Origin of the sequence: Gordonia sp. NB41Y, from assembly GCF_030718915.1 — a bacterium.
Classification (GTDB): domain Bacteria; phylum Actinomycetota; class Actinomycetes; order Mycobacteriales; family Mycobacteriaceae; genus Gordonia; species Gordonia desulfuricans.
Genome location: NZ_CP132196.1, coordinates 2,229,440 through 2,244,319, shown reverse-complemented (window position 1 = coordinate 2,244,319; position 14,880 = coordinate 2,229,440). Strand labels below are relative to the sequence as shown.

The following is a 14,880-nucleotide window of genomic DNA, read 5'->3' as shown; positions in this document are numbered from 1 at the left end:
CTGTACCCGAGGATTGGAGAACATCATGGTCTCGACCGAGATTGCCGTGACCGGACTGCATTTCGCCGAATCGCCGACCACCGGCCCCGATGGCCGCCTGTACGTCTCGGACTTCTACGCACACCAGCTCCTGGCCGTGGACCCGAGCACCTTCACCACCGAAGTGGTGGCCGAGGTCCCCGGCCAGCCGTCGGGCATGGGCTGGCTTCCGGATGGCACCCAGCTGGTGGTGTCGATGCGCGACAAACGGGTACTCGCCGTAGCCGCCAACGGAACCACCTCGTGCCACGCCGATCTGAGCGGTCTCGCCCGCGGGGCGACCAACGACATGCTCGTCGACACGGCGGGTCGGGCCTGGGTCGGGACCTTCGGATTCGACTTCTACGCCGAGCTGGAGGCCGATCCCGCGGCAGATCCGCTCTTCGGTCCCGGCGCAAATCCTCCGACGGCAGATCTCATCCGAGTCGATCCGGATGGATCGGCGGAGGTGGCTGCAACCGGTCTCCGTTTCCCCAACGGGACGGTGACCCTGGCCGACGGCACGCTGGTGATCGCCGAGACGGTGGGCGCCGCTCTGACCGGATTCACCGTCGGTGCGGACGGCGCGTTGGGGGAACGACGCACCGTCGTGGACCTGTCGACCGCCGGGGTCGACGGCGCCGCGGTGCTCCCCGACGGGATCTGCGTGGATGCAGCGGACGGGATCTGGGTCAGTGATCCGGTCTCGGGCCGGGCGCTGCGGTTCGACGCCGCCACCGGCACGCTGACCGAGGTGGTCACGACCTCGCAGCCGTGTTTCGCCGTGGGCTTCTGCGGCGACGACCTGCGCACGCTGGTGTGCTGCACCGCCGAGTCGTCCAACCCGAACGTCGCGGGCACCCGCCGGGGCGGCCGTCTGGAGACCGTCACGGTCGGCGTCGGCGGACGGTGATCGCCTGCGCGGCGGTCGATGGGGCAGGGTGAAGGGATGCACGATTCCCCGTCATCGTCGGCCGTGATCGCCGCGTTGCTCACCGACATCGTCGACGGTGAGGCCGGAACCGCCGATCATGGCACCGGTCTGGACCACCTCGACGTGCCCGCCGCCGAGCGTGCCGAGGTCATCCGGGCCGTCGATCGTCTCCGCGCCGAACTCACACGTCTGCGACGTCGCGAACACGAGCTGTCGGCGTTGTTCTCCAGCGCCCGCGAACTGGCCGAGTCCCGAGACCTCGACACGTTGCTGGTGCGGCTGGTGTCGCGTGCCCACCAGATCATGGGAACCGATGTCACCTATCTGTCCGAGTTCGACCCGTCGTCGGACGAACTGAACGTCCGCAAGACGATCGGGGCGGTGACCCCGCAGTTCCAGAGCCTGCGGGTGCCACCGGGGATGGGTCTGGCCTCCGGGATCGCCGCGTCACGGACCGCGCAATGGACGCAACGGTATGCCGAATACAGCGGGGACCCACACGATTCGGGCATAGACGATGCGGTGACCGCGGAGGGGATCGTGTCCATTCTGGGGGTGCCGCTCCTCGCCGACGACGAGGTGCTGGGCGTGTTGTTCGCGGCGACACGCCACGAGCACGTGTTCACCGCCGAGGAGATCGCCCTGCTGTCGGCGTTGGCGGACCATGCGTCGGTGGTCATGCAGACGGCGGGAATCCTCAAGCAGCTGAGGGAATCCGAGGACGAGGCGCGAACGGCCTTCGCGCGGCTGACCGAGCATGTGGAGGAGCGTGACCGGTCCAATGTGGTTCACCAGCAACTCATCCAGGCGGTGCTGTCGGGGCAGGGGTTCCCCGCGGTCGCCGAGACCCTGGCCGCATCGCTGGGGCGTGGAGTGGCCATCGTCGACGCCGGTGATCGTGTCATCGCATCGGCCGGTGATGCGACGCGGCTTCGCGCCGACGACGTCACCGGCCCCGGGGCCCGCGCTGCGCTGGTGGCCAGCCGGCGCTCCGGACATTGTTGCGAGGTCGAGTCATCGTCGGGATCGTCCATCGAGGCGCTGGCGGCGATCACGGTGGGAGCCGACCACTACGGAGCCGTACTGCTGAGCCACGGTGAACTCGAGCTCGGGGCGGTGGACCGACGCACCATCGAGCGGGCCGCGCAGGTGTGTTCGCTGATGACATTGCAGCAGAATGCGGCAGACGATGCCGAGGGACGCACTCGAGCCGAGCTGGTGGCCGATCTGCTGGACCCGGCGCCGGCCCGCAGGCGAGATCTCGACCGTCGACTGCGTCATCGCGGTGTCGATCCGTCGAGGCTGAACACCGTGCTGGTGTTCGGGATCGAGTCCGAGCGGCGTACGTTGCTGGCGCGGCACCTCGCTGGTATCGACGCCGATCCCCTCCTGGTCGCCGAGGTCGACGGAACCGTTGTCGCCGTGATGGTCTCCGAGAATCCGGTGACGGCCGCGCAGACCGTACACCGGTCGATGTCGGCGGCGACGGGCGCTCCGGTCCTGGTCATCGCACCTCCCGTGGCCGCGTCGCCCGACGGTCTTCCGCGCGCCTTCGACGCCGCGCTGCGTACCGCCGCACTGGTCGATGTGCTCGGCATCGTCGACGGTGCCGTCGACACCCGGGACTACGAGTTGTTCTCGGTCCTGTTCGCCCACGATCCCGATGGTGTGGATCGATTCGTCCACGCCGCCATCGGTGCCGTGCTGGACTACGACGCGGCCCACAACACCGACCTGGTCACCACGCTGCGTGCCTTCGTGCGCAACGAGGGCTCGCCGACCAAGACCGCCCGCGTGCTGAACTATCACCCGAACACCATCCTGCAGCGACTCGAACGGATACGAAAACTGCTGGGGGACAACTGGCGTGATGACGAACGTCTGTTCCGGATCTCGGCGGCGGTCCGGCTGGAGGAACTCCGTGGGCACCGACTCGGCGACAGCCGCGGATAGTGGGTCGACACCACATGGATCGGGCGGTTTGATGTGTCATCGTCACATGGAATCGTCGTCGCGGTGGGACTTAGCGTTGGGGGGTGACCCGCGCGGATCATGATCTGGTGTATCTGCGCCACTCGATGAAACATGTTGTGGAGGAAACGTAGTGAGCACCACGAGCCGACTCTCTGGATTCAAGGACAGCACCATCGCGCAACGCCGCGAGACCGTCGCCGCCAACAGTGGTGTGGACCCCGCCGAGATGGGAGTGTTCGACCCGGCCGGCGGTCTCGGTGTCGAGTCCGCGAACCACATGGTGGAGAACGTCATCGGTACGCTGGCGGTACCGGTGGGAGTGGCCACCAACTTCACCGTCAACGGGATCGATCGCCTGGTGCCGATGGCCACCGAGGAGCCGTCGGTGATCGCCGCGGCCAGCAACGCCGCACGGATGGCGCGGGTGCACGGTGGTTTCCACACCTCCCACACCGGTCCGGTGATGCAGGCGCAGGTGCAGCTGTTGGACGTGGCGGACCCGGAGGCGGCCCGGCTACGCATCCTCGAGGCGGCACCCGAGATCATCGCGGCCGCCGATTCCCTCGATCCGATGCTCGTGGAATTCGGTGGGGGAGTGCGGGATCTGACCGTGCGTATCCTGCCGACCCGTGCCGGAACCCACGTCGTGGTGCACCTCGTCGTCGACGTGCGTGATGCCATGGGCGCCAACGCGGTCAACACCATGGCGGAGTCCGTGGCACCCCGGCTGGCGGAGATCGCGGGCGGACGGCCGCTGCTGCGGATTCTCACCAACAAGGCCGATCTGCGTGTGGTCCGTGCGCGAGCGGTCTTCGACAAGGATCTCCTCGGCGGTGCGGAGGTGGTCGACAACATCGTCGCCGCATCGGCATTCGCCGAGGCGGACCCGTACCGTGCCGCGACCCACAACAAGGGCATCATGAACGGCATCACCGCGGTGGTCCTCGCCACGGGCAACGACACCCGGGCCGTCGAAGCCGGATGTCATTCGCATGCAGTCGGTTCCGATGGACGCTACACCGCACTGTCACACTTCGAGAAGACACCGGACGGCAACCTGTCGGGTGTGTTGGAGACCCCGATGGCGGTGGGACTCGTCGGCGGGGCGACCAAGGTGCATCCCGTGGCGCGCACCACGATCAAGATCCTCGGTGTCGAGACGGCGACCGAACTGGCCGAGATCATCACCGCGGTCGGACTCGCCCAGAACCTCGGTGCCTGCCGGGCCCTGGCGGCCGAGGGAATCCAGCGGGGACACATGAGCCTGCACGCCCGGACGATCGCCGCGACTGCGGGTGCGACGTCGAGCGAGCTGGATCTCGTCGTCCGACGGCTTGTCGACGACAGCAACATCCGCGCCGAGCACGCCCAGGAGATCCTTGCCGAGCTCCGGTCGGGGCGATGACCGCAGTGGGATCCGCGTTCCCCGACGTCCATCCGCGTGCCGGTCTGCCCCGGCGTGTGACGGTGTACGAGGTCGGGCCGCGCGACGGTCTGCAGGCCGAGGCGACGACCGTCCCGGTCGAGATCAAGGCGGAGTACTGTCGCCGGCTCATCGGGGCCGGGATCAGCACCCTCGAGATCACCAGCTTCGTCTCCCCGCGCTGGGTGCCGCAGCTCGCCGACGCCGAGGTGCTCCTCGATCGGTTACGCACCGAGGGTGTGCTCGACACCGACGGGCTGCGGTCGGTGGTGTTGACGCCCAACGCCCGCGGCCTCGCCCGGGCGATCGCCGCAGGTGCGCGTGAGATCGCGGTCTTCGTCTCTGCCACCGAGACATTCGCCCGTCGGAATCTGAACTCAACCGTCGCAGAAGCCCTCGCGGATGCGAGTCGGGTGATCGCCGGGGCCCGCGCGGCGGGAATCGCTGTGCGCGGATACATCTCGATGTGCTTCGGGGACCCTTGGGAGGGGCGTGTGTCCCCGCGTGAGGTGGTCGCGATTGCCCGGCAACTCCTGGAGATGGGGTGTGCAGGGATCTCACTCGGCGACACCATCGGCGTGGCCACACCCGGCCACGTTCTGGCGTTGCTCGACGAACTCGGTCGGGCCGGGATAGCGGCCGACCGGCTCGCGGTGCACTTCCACGACACCTACGGTCAGGCACTCGCCAACGTTCTGTCCGCCCTCGAGTACGGGATCACCGAGTTCGACAGTTCGGCAGGCGGTCTCGGACGATGCCCGTACGCCGAGGGCGCGACCGGGAACCTGGCCACCGAGGACCTGGTGTGGATGCTGCACGGGCTCGGCATCGACACCGGGATCGATCTGGAGGAACTGGTCCGGACTTCGATGTGGATGAGCACGCATGTGGGGCATCCACCTGTGTCGCCGGTGGTGGCAGCGCTGACCTCGGGTGCGTGACGCGTACCGACCAGTTTGCGACACGGGTTCGTCGGGCACGTGTGCTCGTCACATCCCGACGCTAAGGTCCAGTGTATCCGAGGGCGCACCGCTCGGCGTCGCCCGGACACGAAGGGGCGTGCGCATGGGATCCGGAATCGACTACGCGAAGCTGGCACACAAGAGTGTCGTGAAGCCCGGCCGGCACGTGGACCTGACCGCCCACTTCGATCCGGGGCGCAAGCCGAGCGGGATGACCAAGGCGCAGGGTGCAGAGGCGTTGGAGGAGGCCAAGACGCGCCTGTTCGAACTCCAGGAGAAGCTGTACGCGCAGTCGGGTCGGGCCGTCCTGGTGGTGTTGCAGGCGATGGATGCCGCCGGCAAGGACTCCACCATCAAGCACGTCATGTCCGGTCTCAATCCGGTCGGCGTGGACGTGTACTCCTTCAAGGCGCCGTCGGCGACCGAACGCGAACACGACTTCATGTGGCGCCACCAGCTCGTGGTGCCCGCGCTGGGCCGCATCGCCGTGTTCAACCGCTCCCATTACGAGAACGTGATCGTCACACGCGTGCACCCCGAGATGCTCTGGCCGAGGACGTCGGTGGTCCGGCACGGACACGACCCCGACGCGATGTGGGACGAGCGCTACCGCGAGATCAACGACTGGGAACGGCGCCTCACCGAGAACGGCACCACCATCGTCAAACTCTTCCTGCACCTGTCGAAGGAAGAACAGCGCAAGCGTTTCCTGGCCCGGATCGACACCCCGTCGAAGAACTGGAAGGTCTCCCCGTCGGACATGGCCGAGCGCGCCTACTGGGACGACTACCAGGACGCATTCTCGCAGATGCTCAGCCACACCAGCACCGAGTGGGCGCCGTGGCATGTGATCCCCGCCGACCACAAGTGGTTCTCGCGCCTGACCGTGCTGTCGGTGCTGCTCACCACCCTCGACGGCCTCGGCCTGCACTATCCGGAGCTCGACGACGCCACGCGCTCCCACCTCGGGGACATCCGCAAGCAGCTCGTCGCAGAGAAGGGGTAGCCGTCGGTTCGGACACGGCCCGGCGTGTTCACCCCTGGCGAAATATCCCCGGGAACAAACATCCTGCCACCTGAGTTGAGTCGGTCAGACTGAACTTTGGAGGTTTGGATGTCTCAGACATATTCAGTGCCCGTCCTGTTCGTTCCCGACCTGGTCGTCCTGCCCGGCATGGTGGTGCCGGTTCCCCTCGACGATGCGGCGCAGGCGACGGTCGACGCGGCCCGGGCCAGTGAGTCCGGAAAACTGCTGGTTGCTCCCCGGCTGGACGACCGCTACCCGACGCATGGCGTGATCGCCTCGATCGTCCAGGTCGGGCGGATGCCCGGGGGCCAGCAGGCCGCCGTCGTCAAGGGCGAGAAGCGTGCCCAGATCGGCACCGGTGCCCCCGGCCACGGCACTGCGCTGTGGGTGGAGATCACCGAGGTCGACGACGCGCCGATCACCGACGAGACCAAGGCCCTCGCCGCCGAGTACAAGCAACTCGTGCTCGCGATGCTGCAACGCCGTGAGGCCTGGCAGATCATCGATGCGGTCAACAAGATGACCGACCCGTCGGCCCTCGCCGACACCTCCGGCTACACCGCGTGGCTCACCGACGTCCAGAAGCGTGAGCTGCTCGAGACCGCCGACGTCACCGCACGGTTGCGCCTGCTGATCGACTGGACCGGTGAACATCTCGCCGAGACCGAGGTCAACGACAAGATCGCCGACGACGTCCGCAACGGAATGGAGAAGCAGCAGAAGGAGTTCCTGCTGCGCCAGCAACTCGCCGCCATCCGCAAGGAACTCGGCGAGGACGAGCCGGACGGCGCCGACGACTACCGTGGCCGGGTCGAGACCGCCGATCTGCCCGACAACGTCCGCGAGGCGGCGCTGCGGGAGGTGGGCAAGCTCGAACGCGCCAGCGACCAGTCCCCGGAGACCGGCTGGATCCGCACCTGGCTCGACACCGTGCTCGACCTGCCGTGGCAGGTCAGCACCACCGATTCCACCGACATCGCCGGTGCCCGAGAGATTCTCGACGCCGACCATCACGGACTCGACGACGTGAAGGACCGTATCGTCGAATACCTCGCGGTCCGTGCCCGCCGTGCCGATCGGGGGCTGCAGGTGGTGGGCGGTCGCGGCTCCGGTGCCGTGATGGTGCTCGCCGGTCCGCCCGGTGTCGGCAAGACCTCGCTCGGGGAGTCCGTCGCCCGTGCGCTCGGCCGCGAGTTCGTGCGTGTCGCGCTGGGCGGTGTGCGCGACGAGGCCGAGATCCGCGGTCACCGTCGAACCTACGTCGGCGCCCTGCCCGGCCGCATCGTCCGTGCCATCGGCGAGGCGGGATCGATGAATCCCGTTGTGCTGCTGGATGAGATCGACAAGGTCGGCTCGGACTACCGGGGCGATCCGGCGGCTGCGCTGCTCGAGGTACTCGACCCGGCGCAGAACCACACCTTCCGTGATCACTACCTCGATCTGGATCTGGACCTTTCCGACGTCCTGTTCCTCGCGACCGCCAATGTCGTCGAGAACATCCCGTCGGCGTTGCTGGACCGGATGGAACTGGTGACCATCGACGGCTACACCGAGGACGACAAGGTGGTCATCGCCCGCGACCACCTGCTGCCGCGGCAGCGGGAACGGGCGGCGCTCACCGACACCGAGGTCGCCGTCACCGATGACGCGCTGCGTGAGGTGGCCGCGAACTACACCCGCGAACCCGGTGTGCGACAGTTCGAACGGCTACTCGCGAAGGCACTGCGCAAGGCCGCCACCAACATCGAGAGCGGCAAGGCGCAGATACCGGTCACCATCGACGAATCCGACCTCAAGGATTATTTGGGACGTCCTCGGTTCACCCCCGAATCCGAGGAGCGCACCGCGGTTCCGGGTGTCGCGACGGGACTCGCCGTCACCGGGATGGGTGGCGACGTGCTGTTCATCGAGGTCGGTAGGGTCGGTGGCACCGGCGCCGACGGCGAATCGGCCGGCGGCACCAGGCTGCAGCTGACCGGTCAGCTCGGTGACGTGATGAAGGAGTCCGCGCAGATCGCACTGTCCTATGTGCGTTCGCACGCAAGCGAACTCGGCATCGATCCGCACGCACTCGAGGGCACGGTGCACGTGCACGTCCCCGCCGGGGCGGTCCCCAAGGACGGCCCGAGCGCCGGTGTCACCATGGTCACCGCATTGGTGTCGATGGCGACCGGCCGCAAGGTCCGTGCCGATGTCGGCATGACCGGTGAGGTCACGCTCAACGGTCGGGTCCTGCCGATCGGTGGCGTCAAGCAGAAACTGCTTGCCGCACAACGCAACGGGTTGAAGACCGTCTTCATCCCGCAGCGCAACGAGCCCGACCTCGACGATGTCCCGGCCGAGGTGCTCGATGCGCTCGAGGTCAAGCCGATGGTCGACGTCGCCGAGATCGTCGCCCAGGCACTCGAACCCGTCCAGAACGGGGCGAGCGCCGCGGCCTGACGGCCGCACAGTGACCGGCCACCTGCACAGGGGTGCGCGGGTGGCCGGCCGCTCTGCGGTGTCCGCACCGCTACCACGTCACGCCGGTTGTACGCGGACTCGTCGTGAATCCGAAGCAGATTCACAGGCCGGGTCCGTAATGTTCGGTTCCATGACAGCCCAGCACGGCGATGTGACCGCGAACCCCGACAGTCCCCGCTCCACGAGACGATTCCCCAGCCGGCGTTCCGTGCTGGCCGGCACCGGTTCGCTGAGCATCGCCGGGTTGCTCGCCGCGTGCGGCGTCGGGTCATCCGACGACGACTCCGCATCGAGTGCGTCGTCGTCGGCGTCGAGTGGGTCGGTCGCGGCGTCGGCCTCGGTGACCGCTGCCGACCGCGAGATCCTCGACGGGCTGCTCGCCAAGTCGCCGGCATGCCCGCTCTCCAAGGACGTCACCGAGGGCCCCTACTGGTTCGACGTCGACCGCATCCGCTCCGACATCCGCGAGGATCGCCAGGGCGTCCCGCTCGAACTGGCGCTGCGCGTGGTGGACCTGGAGAACTGCACCGCCGACGGCGACGGGACCCCGATCCGCGACGCCGTCGTCGAGATCTGGCACTGCGATGCCCTCGGCATCTACTCCGGCTTCGAGGCGACGTCGAGTCAGCCGAACGGCGGCCTGGGTGCTCCCGGTGGCGACGGTGCACCGCCCGCCCCGCCGAGCGGTGCGCCCGGTGGTCCGCAGCCCCGCGACGGCGGCGCCCCGCAGATGCCCGACTCCGGTGTCGCCGACTCCGACGGCTCCTACAGCGAGGGCGAGCGGCAGAGCAAGACAACCGATTCCGAGAAGCACCTCCGTGGCGCCCAGCCGACCGACCAGAACGGGATGGTGTACTTCACCTCGATCTTCCCCGGCTGGTACTTCAGCCGGACCGTCCACATCCATGTGCGAGTACACATCAACCGCAAGGAAGTACTCACCACCCAGCTGTACTTCGACGACGAGCTGAGCAACAAGATCTACAGCACCACCGCGCCGTACAACACCCACACCAACCGCGACACGACCAACGCCACCGACCACATCTTCGACGCCACAGGGCTGCTGCAGGCGTCGCAGGCCGGCGGAAAAGTCTATGCGGCAATCAACCTGGGTGTGGATACGTAGTCACGACTGACGGGGCGTCGGCGGCTCGGTGCGTCGCACCCTGCCTCGCTCCGTGTCCTGACCAGCCCACCTCTCCCTGAAACCAGGGGAAGATCGCCTTCTGACCAGCCCGCTTCCCGAAACCAGGGGAAGGTCGCCTTCTGACCAGCCCGCTTCCCGAAACCAGGGGAAGGTCGCCTTCTGACCAGCCCGCTTCCCGAAACCAGGGGAAGGTCGCCTTCCCCTACTTTCGCTGCCTTCCCCGTGTTGCAACCCGGGGAAGGAGTCAAAACCAGGGGAAGGTGCGCTTTCCCTACTTTCGGGTAACAACGGTTCGGCTGGGCTCCGAAACCAGAATGGGCCCGCTTCGTCGAAGGCATGTCCCGGTGTGTGGAACCACTGCTCGCCAGGTTTCCTGCCCCGGGCCCATACCCCACACACCGAAACCAGGGGAAGCTCGTCTTCCCTTGGTTATCCAATGTTCCCCTAACTGCAACACGGGGAAGGTGGCGAAAGTGGGGGAGCGTCACTTTCCCCCACTTTCGGGCGGGTGGGTGACGTAGCGGCGGTAGCCGGACCGACGACGCGCTATCCACAGTCTGCGATATCCCCAGGTTTATCCACAACCTGTGAATTGTTGTCCGAATGGTCTCGATTCGGCTGCGAGCATCGGCGGATGACCGACATCGACGGCTTCGACTTTCGTACTCGAGAGAGTTCTGACGACCGGCGATCCTTCGCCGGAACGTGATCCGGACCGGTGCGACCGATCAAGATCTCCGACGTGCCGTGAACGACAACGCGATCGGCCGGATTCGCTGGGGAGCGTATCTGCCGGTCGAGACGCGAACGGGCGTCGACTCTCATGAGATCCAGATGTATCGATACCGCGAGATGATCCGGGCTGCTGTCGAGACCGGAACGGACCGAAGGTTTCTCAGTCATCAGTCCGCGGCGGTCGTGCACGGACTGCCGATGCTGAACCCCGACCTGACGACGGTGAACTTCACCGCGGTGAAGTCCGGTCGTACATCGCCCGGTCTGATCGTTCACCAAGCACGGATCACCGAATCCGACCTCATCACCATCACGGGCACAACGCTGACATCGCTCGGTCGTACCGTGTGCGACGTCGCCCGTTCTGGCACACTGCGCCAGGCGATCTGCGTCGTCGATGCCGGCCGGGCGATGGCTGCAGCAGGAGGAAGACCTCGATCTCGACGGTGTCGTCGGCCGCATGACCGGCCTCCACGGAATGCCCACCGTACGTTTGGCGATCGAGCACTCGGTGGAGGTATCGGGGAGTGTCGGCGAATCACTGAGCCGGGCCATCATGCTCGAGGAGGGGGTTCCGGTGCCCGAATTACAAGTTTTGGTGGAGCTTGCGGACGGCAGTACCAAATTCGGCGACTTCGGCTGGCGTGACGCGGAGGGTCGGCTGTGCGTCGTCGGCGAGTTCGACGGCCGATTCAAATACCACCGAGAATCCGCGGCGAGTGGTGGGCGTCTGGCCGAGGACGTCATCTACGACGAGAAGCTGCGCGAAGACGCCATTCGCGACTGCGGGATCATCGTCGTCCGATGGACGTGGGACGACCTACGCAATCCGCGGCGATTCCGGGAGAAGATTCTGACCGCGCTTCGTCGTGCCGGGCTGCTCACCGAGCTCGCCTGAAAGTAGGGGAAGGAGATCCTTCCCCTACTTTCGCAACCTTCCCCGTGTTGCAACCAGGGGAAGATGGAGAAACTAGTGTCGCGTGTCGTTAATTGGTAGGCGGTTGTGCTTTCGCGAGGATCTCGTCGGCGGTTTTGGTCCAAACGAAGGGGTGTTTGCGGGTGTTCCAGCCGTTGATGAATGCCCGGATCTTCGCGTTGAGGTCTTTGACGGAGGTGAAGATTCCGCGGCGGATGGCTTGGCGGTCGAGGATGCCGAACCAGACTTCGACGAGGTTGAGCCATGAGCCCGAGGTCGGGGTGAAGTGCACCTGGAATCGAGGGTGAGTGGCCAGCCAGGCTTTGACGGCCGGGGTTTTGTGGGTGGCGTAGTTGTCCATGACCAGATGCAGGTCCCCCTCGGGGTAGGCGCGATCGAGCTGACGCAGAAACGCCAGGAACTCCTGGTGTCGGTGTTTGGGTTTGACTGTGGCAGTGACGTTTCCGGTCGCAATCTCCAACGCGGCGAACAAAGTGGTGGTGCCGTGGCGGCGGTAGTCGTGGGTGTGACGTTCGATCGCGCCGGGCCGTATCGGCAGCATCGGTGCGGTGCGGTCGAGCGCCTGGATCTGGGACTTCTCATCGACACAGAGCACGATCGCGTTGTCCGGTGGGGCGAGGTAGAGGCCGACGACGTCGGTGACCTTGGCGACCAGTTCGGGGTCGGTGGAGAACTTGAACGTGCCCGCCCGCCACGGCTGTACCCCGTATTCCCACCAGGCGCGGGCCACCGTGGCGTTGCCGATACCCAAATGCGTTGCCAGCAACCGTGAGGACCAGTGGGTGACGCCGTACTTCTTCGGTGGCGGTCTGAGCGTGGCGGCCACGACATCAGCGTGGTCGAGCGTGCGGGGCCGGCCCGAGCGTGCGGCATCGCCGAGCCCGGCGATTCCGTGTTGCAGGTAGCGTTTACGCCACTTCAAGACCGTCACCACCGTCGTGCCGACCCGTTCGGCGATCCGAGTATTGGCCAGCCCCTGCCCGGCCAGCAACACAATCCGCGCCCGCATCACCAACCCCGCCGAGGCTGTGGTCGACCGCACGATCCGCTCCAACTCCTCGCTGTCACTGTCGCAGATCATCAATGCCGGAGCCGCAGAATTCGCCATAACTCATTCTCGCAGCATTGAATCCATTTAGGTACTTACGACACGCGGCACTAGGGGAAGGTGACCTTCCCCTAGTTTCGGCACGCCGCCCTGGTTTCGGTGCTTCCCCGGGTTTCGGACCTTCCCCGGGTTTCGGACCTTCCCCGGGTTTCGGACCTTCCCCGGGTTTCGGGACCTCAACCGGGTGAAGATCCGAAAACCGCAGTGGCTCAACCGATATGCATCGGCATGGTGGGTGGGCCGTTGGGGGTGAGGCGGTCGGTGTCGTCGGATCGGCCGGTCAACGACTGTGCGTAGGCCACACCGAGGGAGAGCAGCAGCAGTCCGACGACGATGAAGGCGATGGCCCGGAACAGGCCGTCGAGTGCGGTCAGATCGAACAGGAACAGCTTGGCCACCGCGGCGCCGATGACGCCGAGCCCGCCGGTCATCGCGAGGGTCTTCGGGGTTCCGTGCAGGCGACGCGCCCACAGCAGCGCGATCACCGCGGTCGAGGCCCAGACGATGGTGGCCGCCATGTGTCCGGCGCGGAACCCGCCGTCGGTGCCGTCGCTGATCCATGCGCCCAGCGACACACACAGGATGGTCAGCAGGCCCAGGCTGATCAATCCGGCGAGCATGACGATCGAACCCTGGGTGTTCTTGTCCGACACACGCATCCAGCAGTAGGCCAGGACGGTGACGGCGGCGACGGCGAGTGCGGCACCGACGGCGAGGGTGATCCGGAGCGGTTCGGCGACGGCGTCGGCGGTGAGGACCTGGTCGAGCGCACCCTGGCCGAGCATCACGAGCAGGCCGAAACTGCCGAGGACGGTGGCGATCACACGGAGGGCGGTGGCGAGCTCACCGGCGTAGCGGACGCTGAGTCCCATGGCCAGTGCGACGCCGAACAATCCGAGGGTGGCGCCCTGCGCTCCTGCTGCGAGTCCGATCGCGATGGCACCGGACGCCGCACCCGCCGACAACCAGACGGTGCGGATCTGCAGCGGTGCGGTGGTGATCAGTTGTGCGGTGAAGGCGAGGACGACGAGCAGGATGCCGGCGCTCGCCAGCATGATCGCGGCGATCGGGTGGCCGAGCAGATCGGTGGCGCCGATGATCGGCAGCACACCGACCGGTGCGATCAGGGCGAGCAGCATCGGGTGAGAGGTGGTGCGCAACAGGCAGACCGCCGAACCGAGGGTCAACAGGAAGGCGGCGGAGGCGACCAGGACGAACTGGACGACGGTGGTGTCGCCGGGGGCGACGAGGAGCAGCGCCGGCGGGATCACCGCGGCGACCGTGTTCAGTATGTACATCGCGGTCCAGTCGCGGCCGAGTTGCACACCCAGCGATGCGGTGGCGTAGACGAGCAGGAAGACCACGAGAGTCAGATCCACGCCGCCGGTGAGGAACGGCGCCAGGATCAACAGTGCCACCGCGAGTGTCACACCGAGGGGCTGAGAATCCCACCAGCGGGCGATGCCGAGTCCGGCGGCGGCGACAGCACCGGCCGCGATCAGCCCGGCGGTGCCCGGAATCCAGTGATAGAGCGAGGTGGCGGCGAGGATGGTGAACCAGGCGGTCGCGGTGCCGGTGGCCACCAGACCGAGTGCCCCGGTGCGTTTCTCCGGTGTGCGGCCGATGACGACGCCGGCCCCGAACAGGACCGCGGCGAGGACGGCGCCGCCGGCCACCCGGAGTTCGGGCCGCAGCCACCCCGCCTGGGCGGCGGCCACCAGCAGCAGGATGACGCCGATCAGGGTGATCGCGACACCGACGAAGGCGAGGACCTTGCCGATGATGCCGCGCTCGGCGGCGGCGGCGATCCGGTCGCGCAGCGGGATCGAGGGCTGTCGCGGCGGCAGCGGGACGCCGGGATGCTGTCCGGGGCCGGGATAGGGGGCCATCTGCGGGCCGAACGGGGCCATCTGCGGGCCGAACGGGGTGACCGGCGGGATGTGGGTGATCGGCGGAACCGGCGGGCGGGGCCCGGGCGGCGGATAGGGCGGGGCCATCGGCGGCATCGGCGGCATCGGTGCGGTGACGCGCGGCGGGACGAGGGGGCGAGGCCCGGCCGGGTGCGGGGTGGCGGGATCGGGGGAAGGAGTACCGGGGGAAGCAGTGGTCATGCGTTCCAGCCTCGCGGCCACCGCCGCCTCGCGGATGC

The 14,880-nt window shown here is 67.2% G+C and carries 10 protein-coding genes; 8 read left to right on the top strand and 2 right to left on the bottom strand.

What is annotated here, in order from left to right:
- Positions 1-25: 25 nt before the first annotated feature.
- The 8 genes from Q9K23_RS09640 to Q9K23_RS09605 all read left to right on the top strand — a co-directional run bounded on the left by Q9K23_RS09640 (position 26) and on the right by Q9K23_RS09605 (position 11,584).
- On the top strand, positions 26-931 hold the full coding sequence (locus Q9K23_RS09640; RefSeq protein ID WP_305950487.1) for an SMP-30/gluconolactonase/LRE family protein: 906 nt from the start codon (positions 26-28) through the stop codon (positions 929-931).
- A gap of 36 nt (positions 932-967) precedes the next feature.
- The gene (locus Q9K23_RS09635) at positions 968-2,905 is read left to right on the top strand and encodes a helix-turn-helix domain-containing protein (protein ID WP_053777412.1); all 1,938 of its coding nucleotides are present in this window, start codon (positions 968-970) and stop codon (positions 2,903-2,905) included.
- 151 nt (positions 2,906-3,056) lie between these two features.
- Positions 3,057-4,331 (top strand): hydroxymethylglutaryl-CoA reductase, degradative, encoded by a 1,275-nt coding sequence (locus tag Q9K23_RS09630; protein ID WP_020789501.1) that lies wholly within the window; start codon positions 3,057-3,059, stop codon positions 4,329-4,331.
- A complete protein-coding gene (locus Q9K23_RS09625; RefSeq protein WP_053777411.1) occupies positions 4,328-5,290 on the top strand; it encodes a hydroxymethylglutaryl-CoA lyase in 963 nt (320 codons plus the stop codon). Before Q9K23_RS09630 ends, Q9K23_RS09625 begins: the two co-directional genes overlap by 4 nt.
- 124 nt (positions 5,291-5,414) lie before the next feature.
- On the top strand, positions 5,415-6,317 hold the full coding sequence (locus Q9K23_RS09620) for a PPK2 family polyphosphate kinase (protein ID WP_020789503.1): 903 nt from the start codon (positions 5,415-5,417) through the stop codon (positions 6,315-6,317).
- Positions 6,318-6,425: 108 nt separating this feature from the next.
- Complete coding sequence (lon, locus tag Q9K23_RS09615; RefSeq protein WP_053777410.1) at positions 6,426-8,780, top strand: endopeptidase La; 2,355 nt, start codon at positions 6,426-6,428, stop codon at positions 8,778-8,780.
- Between the two features lie 151 nt (positions 8,781-8,931).
- Positions 8,932-9,930: an intradiol ring-cleavage dioxygenase gene (locus Q9K23_RS09610; protein ID WP_053777488.1), complete on the top strand. Its 999-nt coding sequence runs from the start codon at positions 8,932-8,934 to the stop codon at positions 9,928-9,930.
- A gap of 1,153 nt (positions 9,931-11,083) precedes the next feature.
- Positions 11,084-11,584, top strand: coding sequence for a hypothetical protein (locus Q9K23_RS09605; RefSeq protein WP_261977944.1), 501 nt, complete (start codon positions 11,084-11,086; stop codon positions 11,582-11,584).
- A gap of 88 nt (positions 11,585-11,672) precedes the next feature.
- On the opposite strand, the gene Q9K23_RS09600 is transcribed toward Q9K23_RS09605, so the two are convergent.
- Complete coding sequence (locus Q9K23_RS09600) at positions 11,673-12,704, bottom strand: IS630 family transposase (protein ID WP_305950541.1); 1,032 nt, start codon at positions 12,702-12,704, stop codon at positions 11,673-11,675.
- Positions 12,705-12,940: 236 nt separating this feature from the next.
- Complete coding sequence (locus Q9K23_RS09595) at positions 12,941-14,842, bottom strand: DUF2339 domain-containing protein (protein ID WP_305950486.1); 1,902 nt, start codon at positions 14,840-14,842, stop codon at positions 12,941-12,943.
- Positions 14,843-14,880: the final 38 nt, after the last annotated feature.

Bases quoted from the DNA above. Each gene is read 5' to 3' on its own strand.
- Q9K23_RS09640 (WP_305950487.1), top strand. From the start codon at position 26: ATGGTCTCGACCGAGATTGCCGTGACCGGACTGCATTTCGCCGAATCG.
- Q9K23_RS09635 (WP_053777412.1), top strand. From the start codon at position 968: ATGCACGATTCCCCGTCATCGTCGGCCGTGATCGCCGCGTTGCTCACC.
- Q9K23_RS09625 (WP_053777411.1), top strand. From the start codon at position 4,328: ATGACCGCAGTGGGATCCGCGTTCCCCGACGTCCATCCGCGTGCCGGT.
- Q9K23_RS09620 (WP_020789503.1), top strand. From the start codon at position 5,415: ATGGGATCCGGAATCGACTACGCGAAGCTGGCACACAAGAGTGTCGTG.
- lon (WP_053777410.1), top strand. From the start codon at position 6,426: ATGTCTCAGACATATTCAGTGCCCGTCCTGTTCGTTCCCGACCTGGTC.
- Q9K23_RS09610 (WP_053777488.1), top strand. From the start codon at position 8,932: ATGACAGCCCAGCACGGCGATGTGACCGCGAACCCCGACAGTCCCCGC.
- Q9K23_RS09605 (WP_261977944.1), top strand. From the start codon at position 11,084: ATGCCGGCCGGGCGATGGCTGCAGCAGGAGGAAGACCTCGATCTCGAC.
- Q9K23_RS09600 (WP_305950541.1), bottom strand. From the start codon at position 12,704: ATGATCTGCGACAGTGACAGCGAGGAGTTGGAGCGGATCGTGCGGTCG.
- Q9K23_RS09595 (WP_305950486.1), bottom strand. From the start codon at position 14,842: ATGACCACTGCTTCCCCCGGTACTCCTTCCCCCGATCCCGCCACCCCG.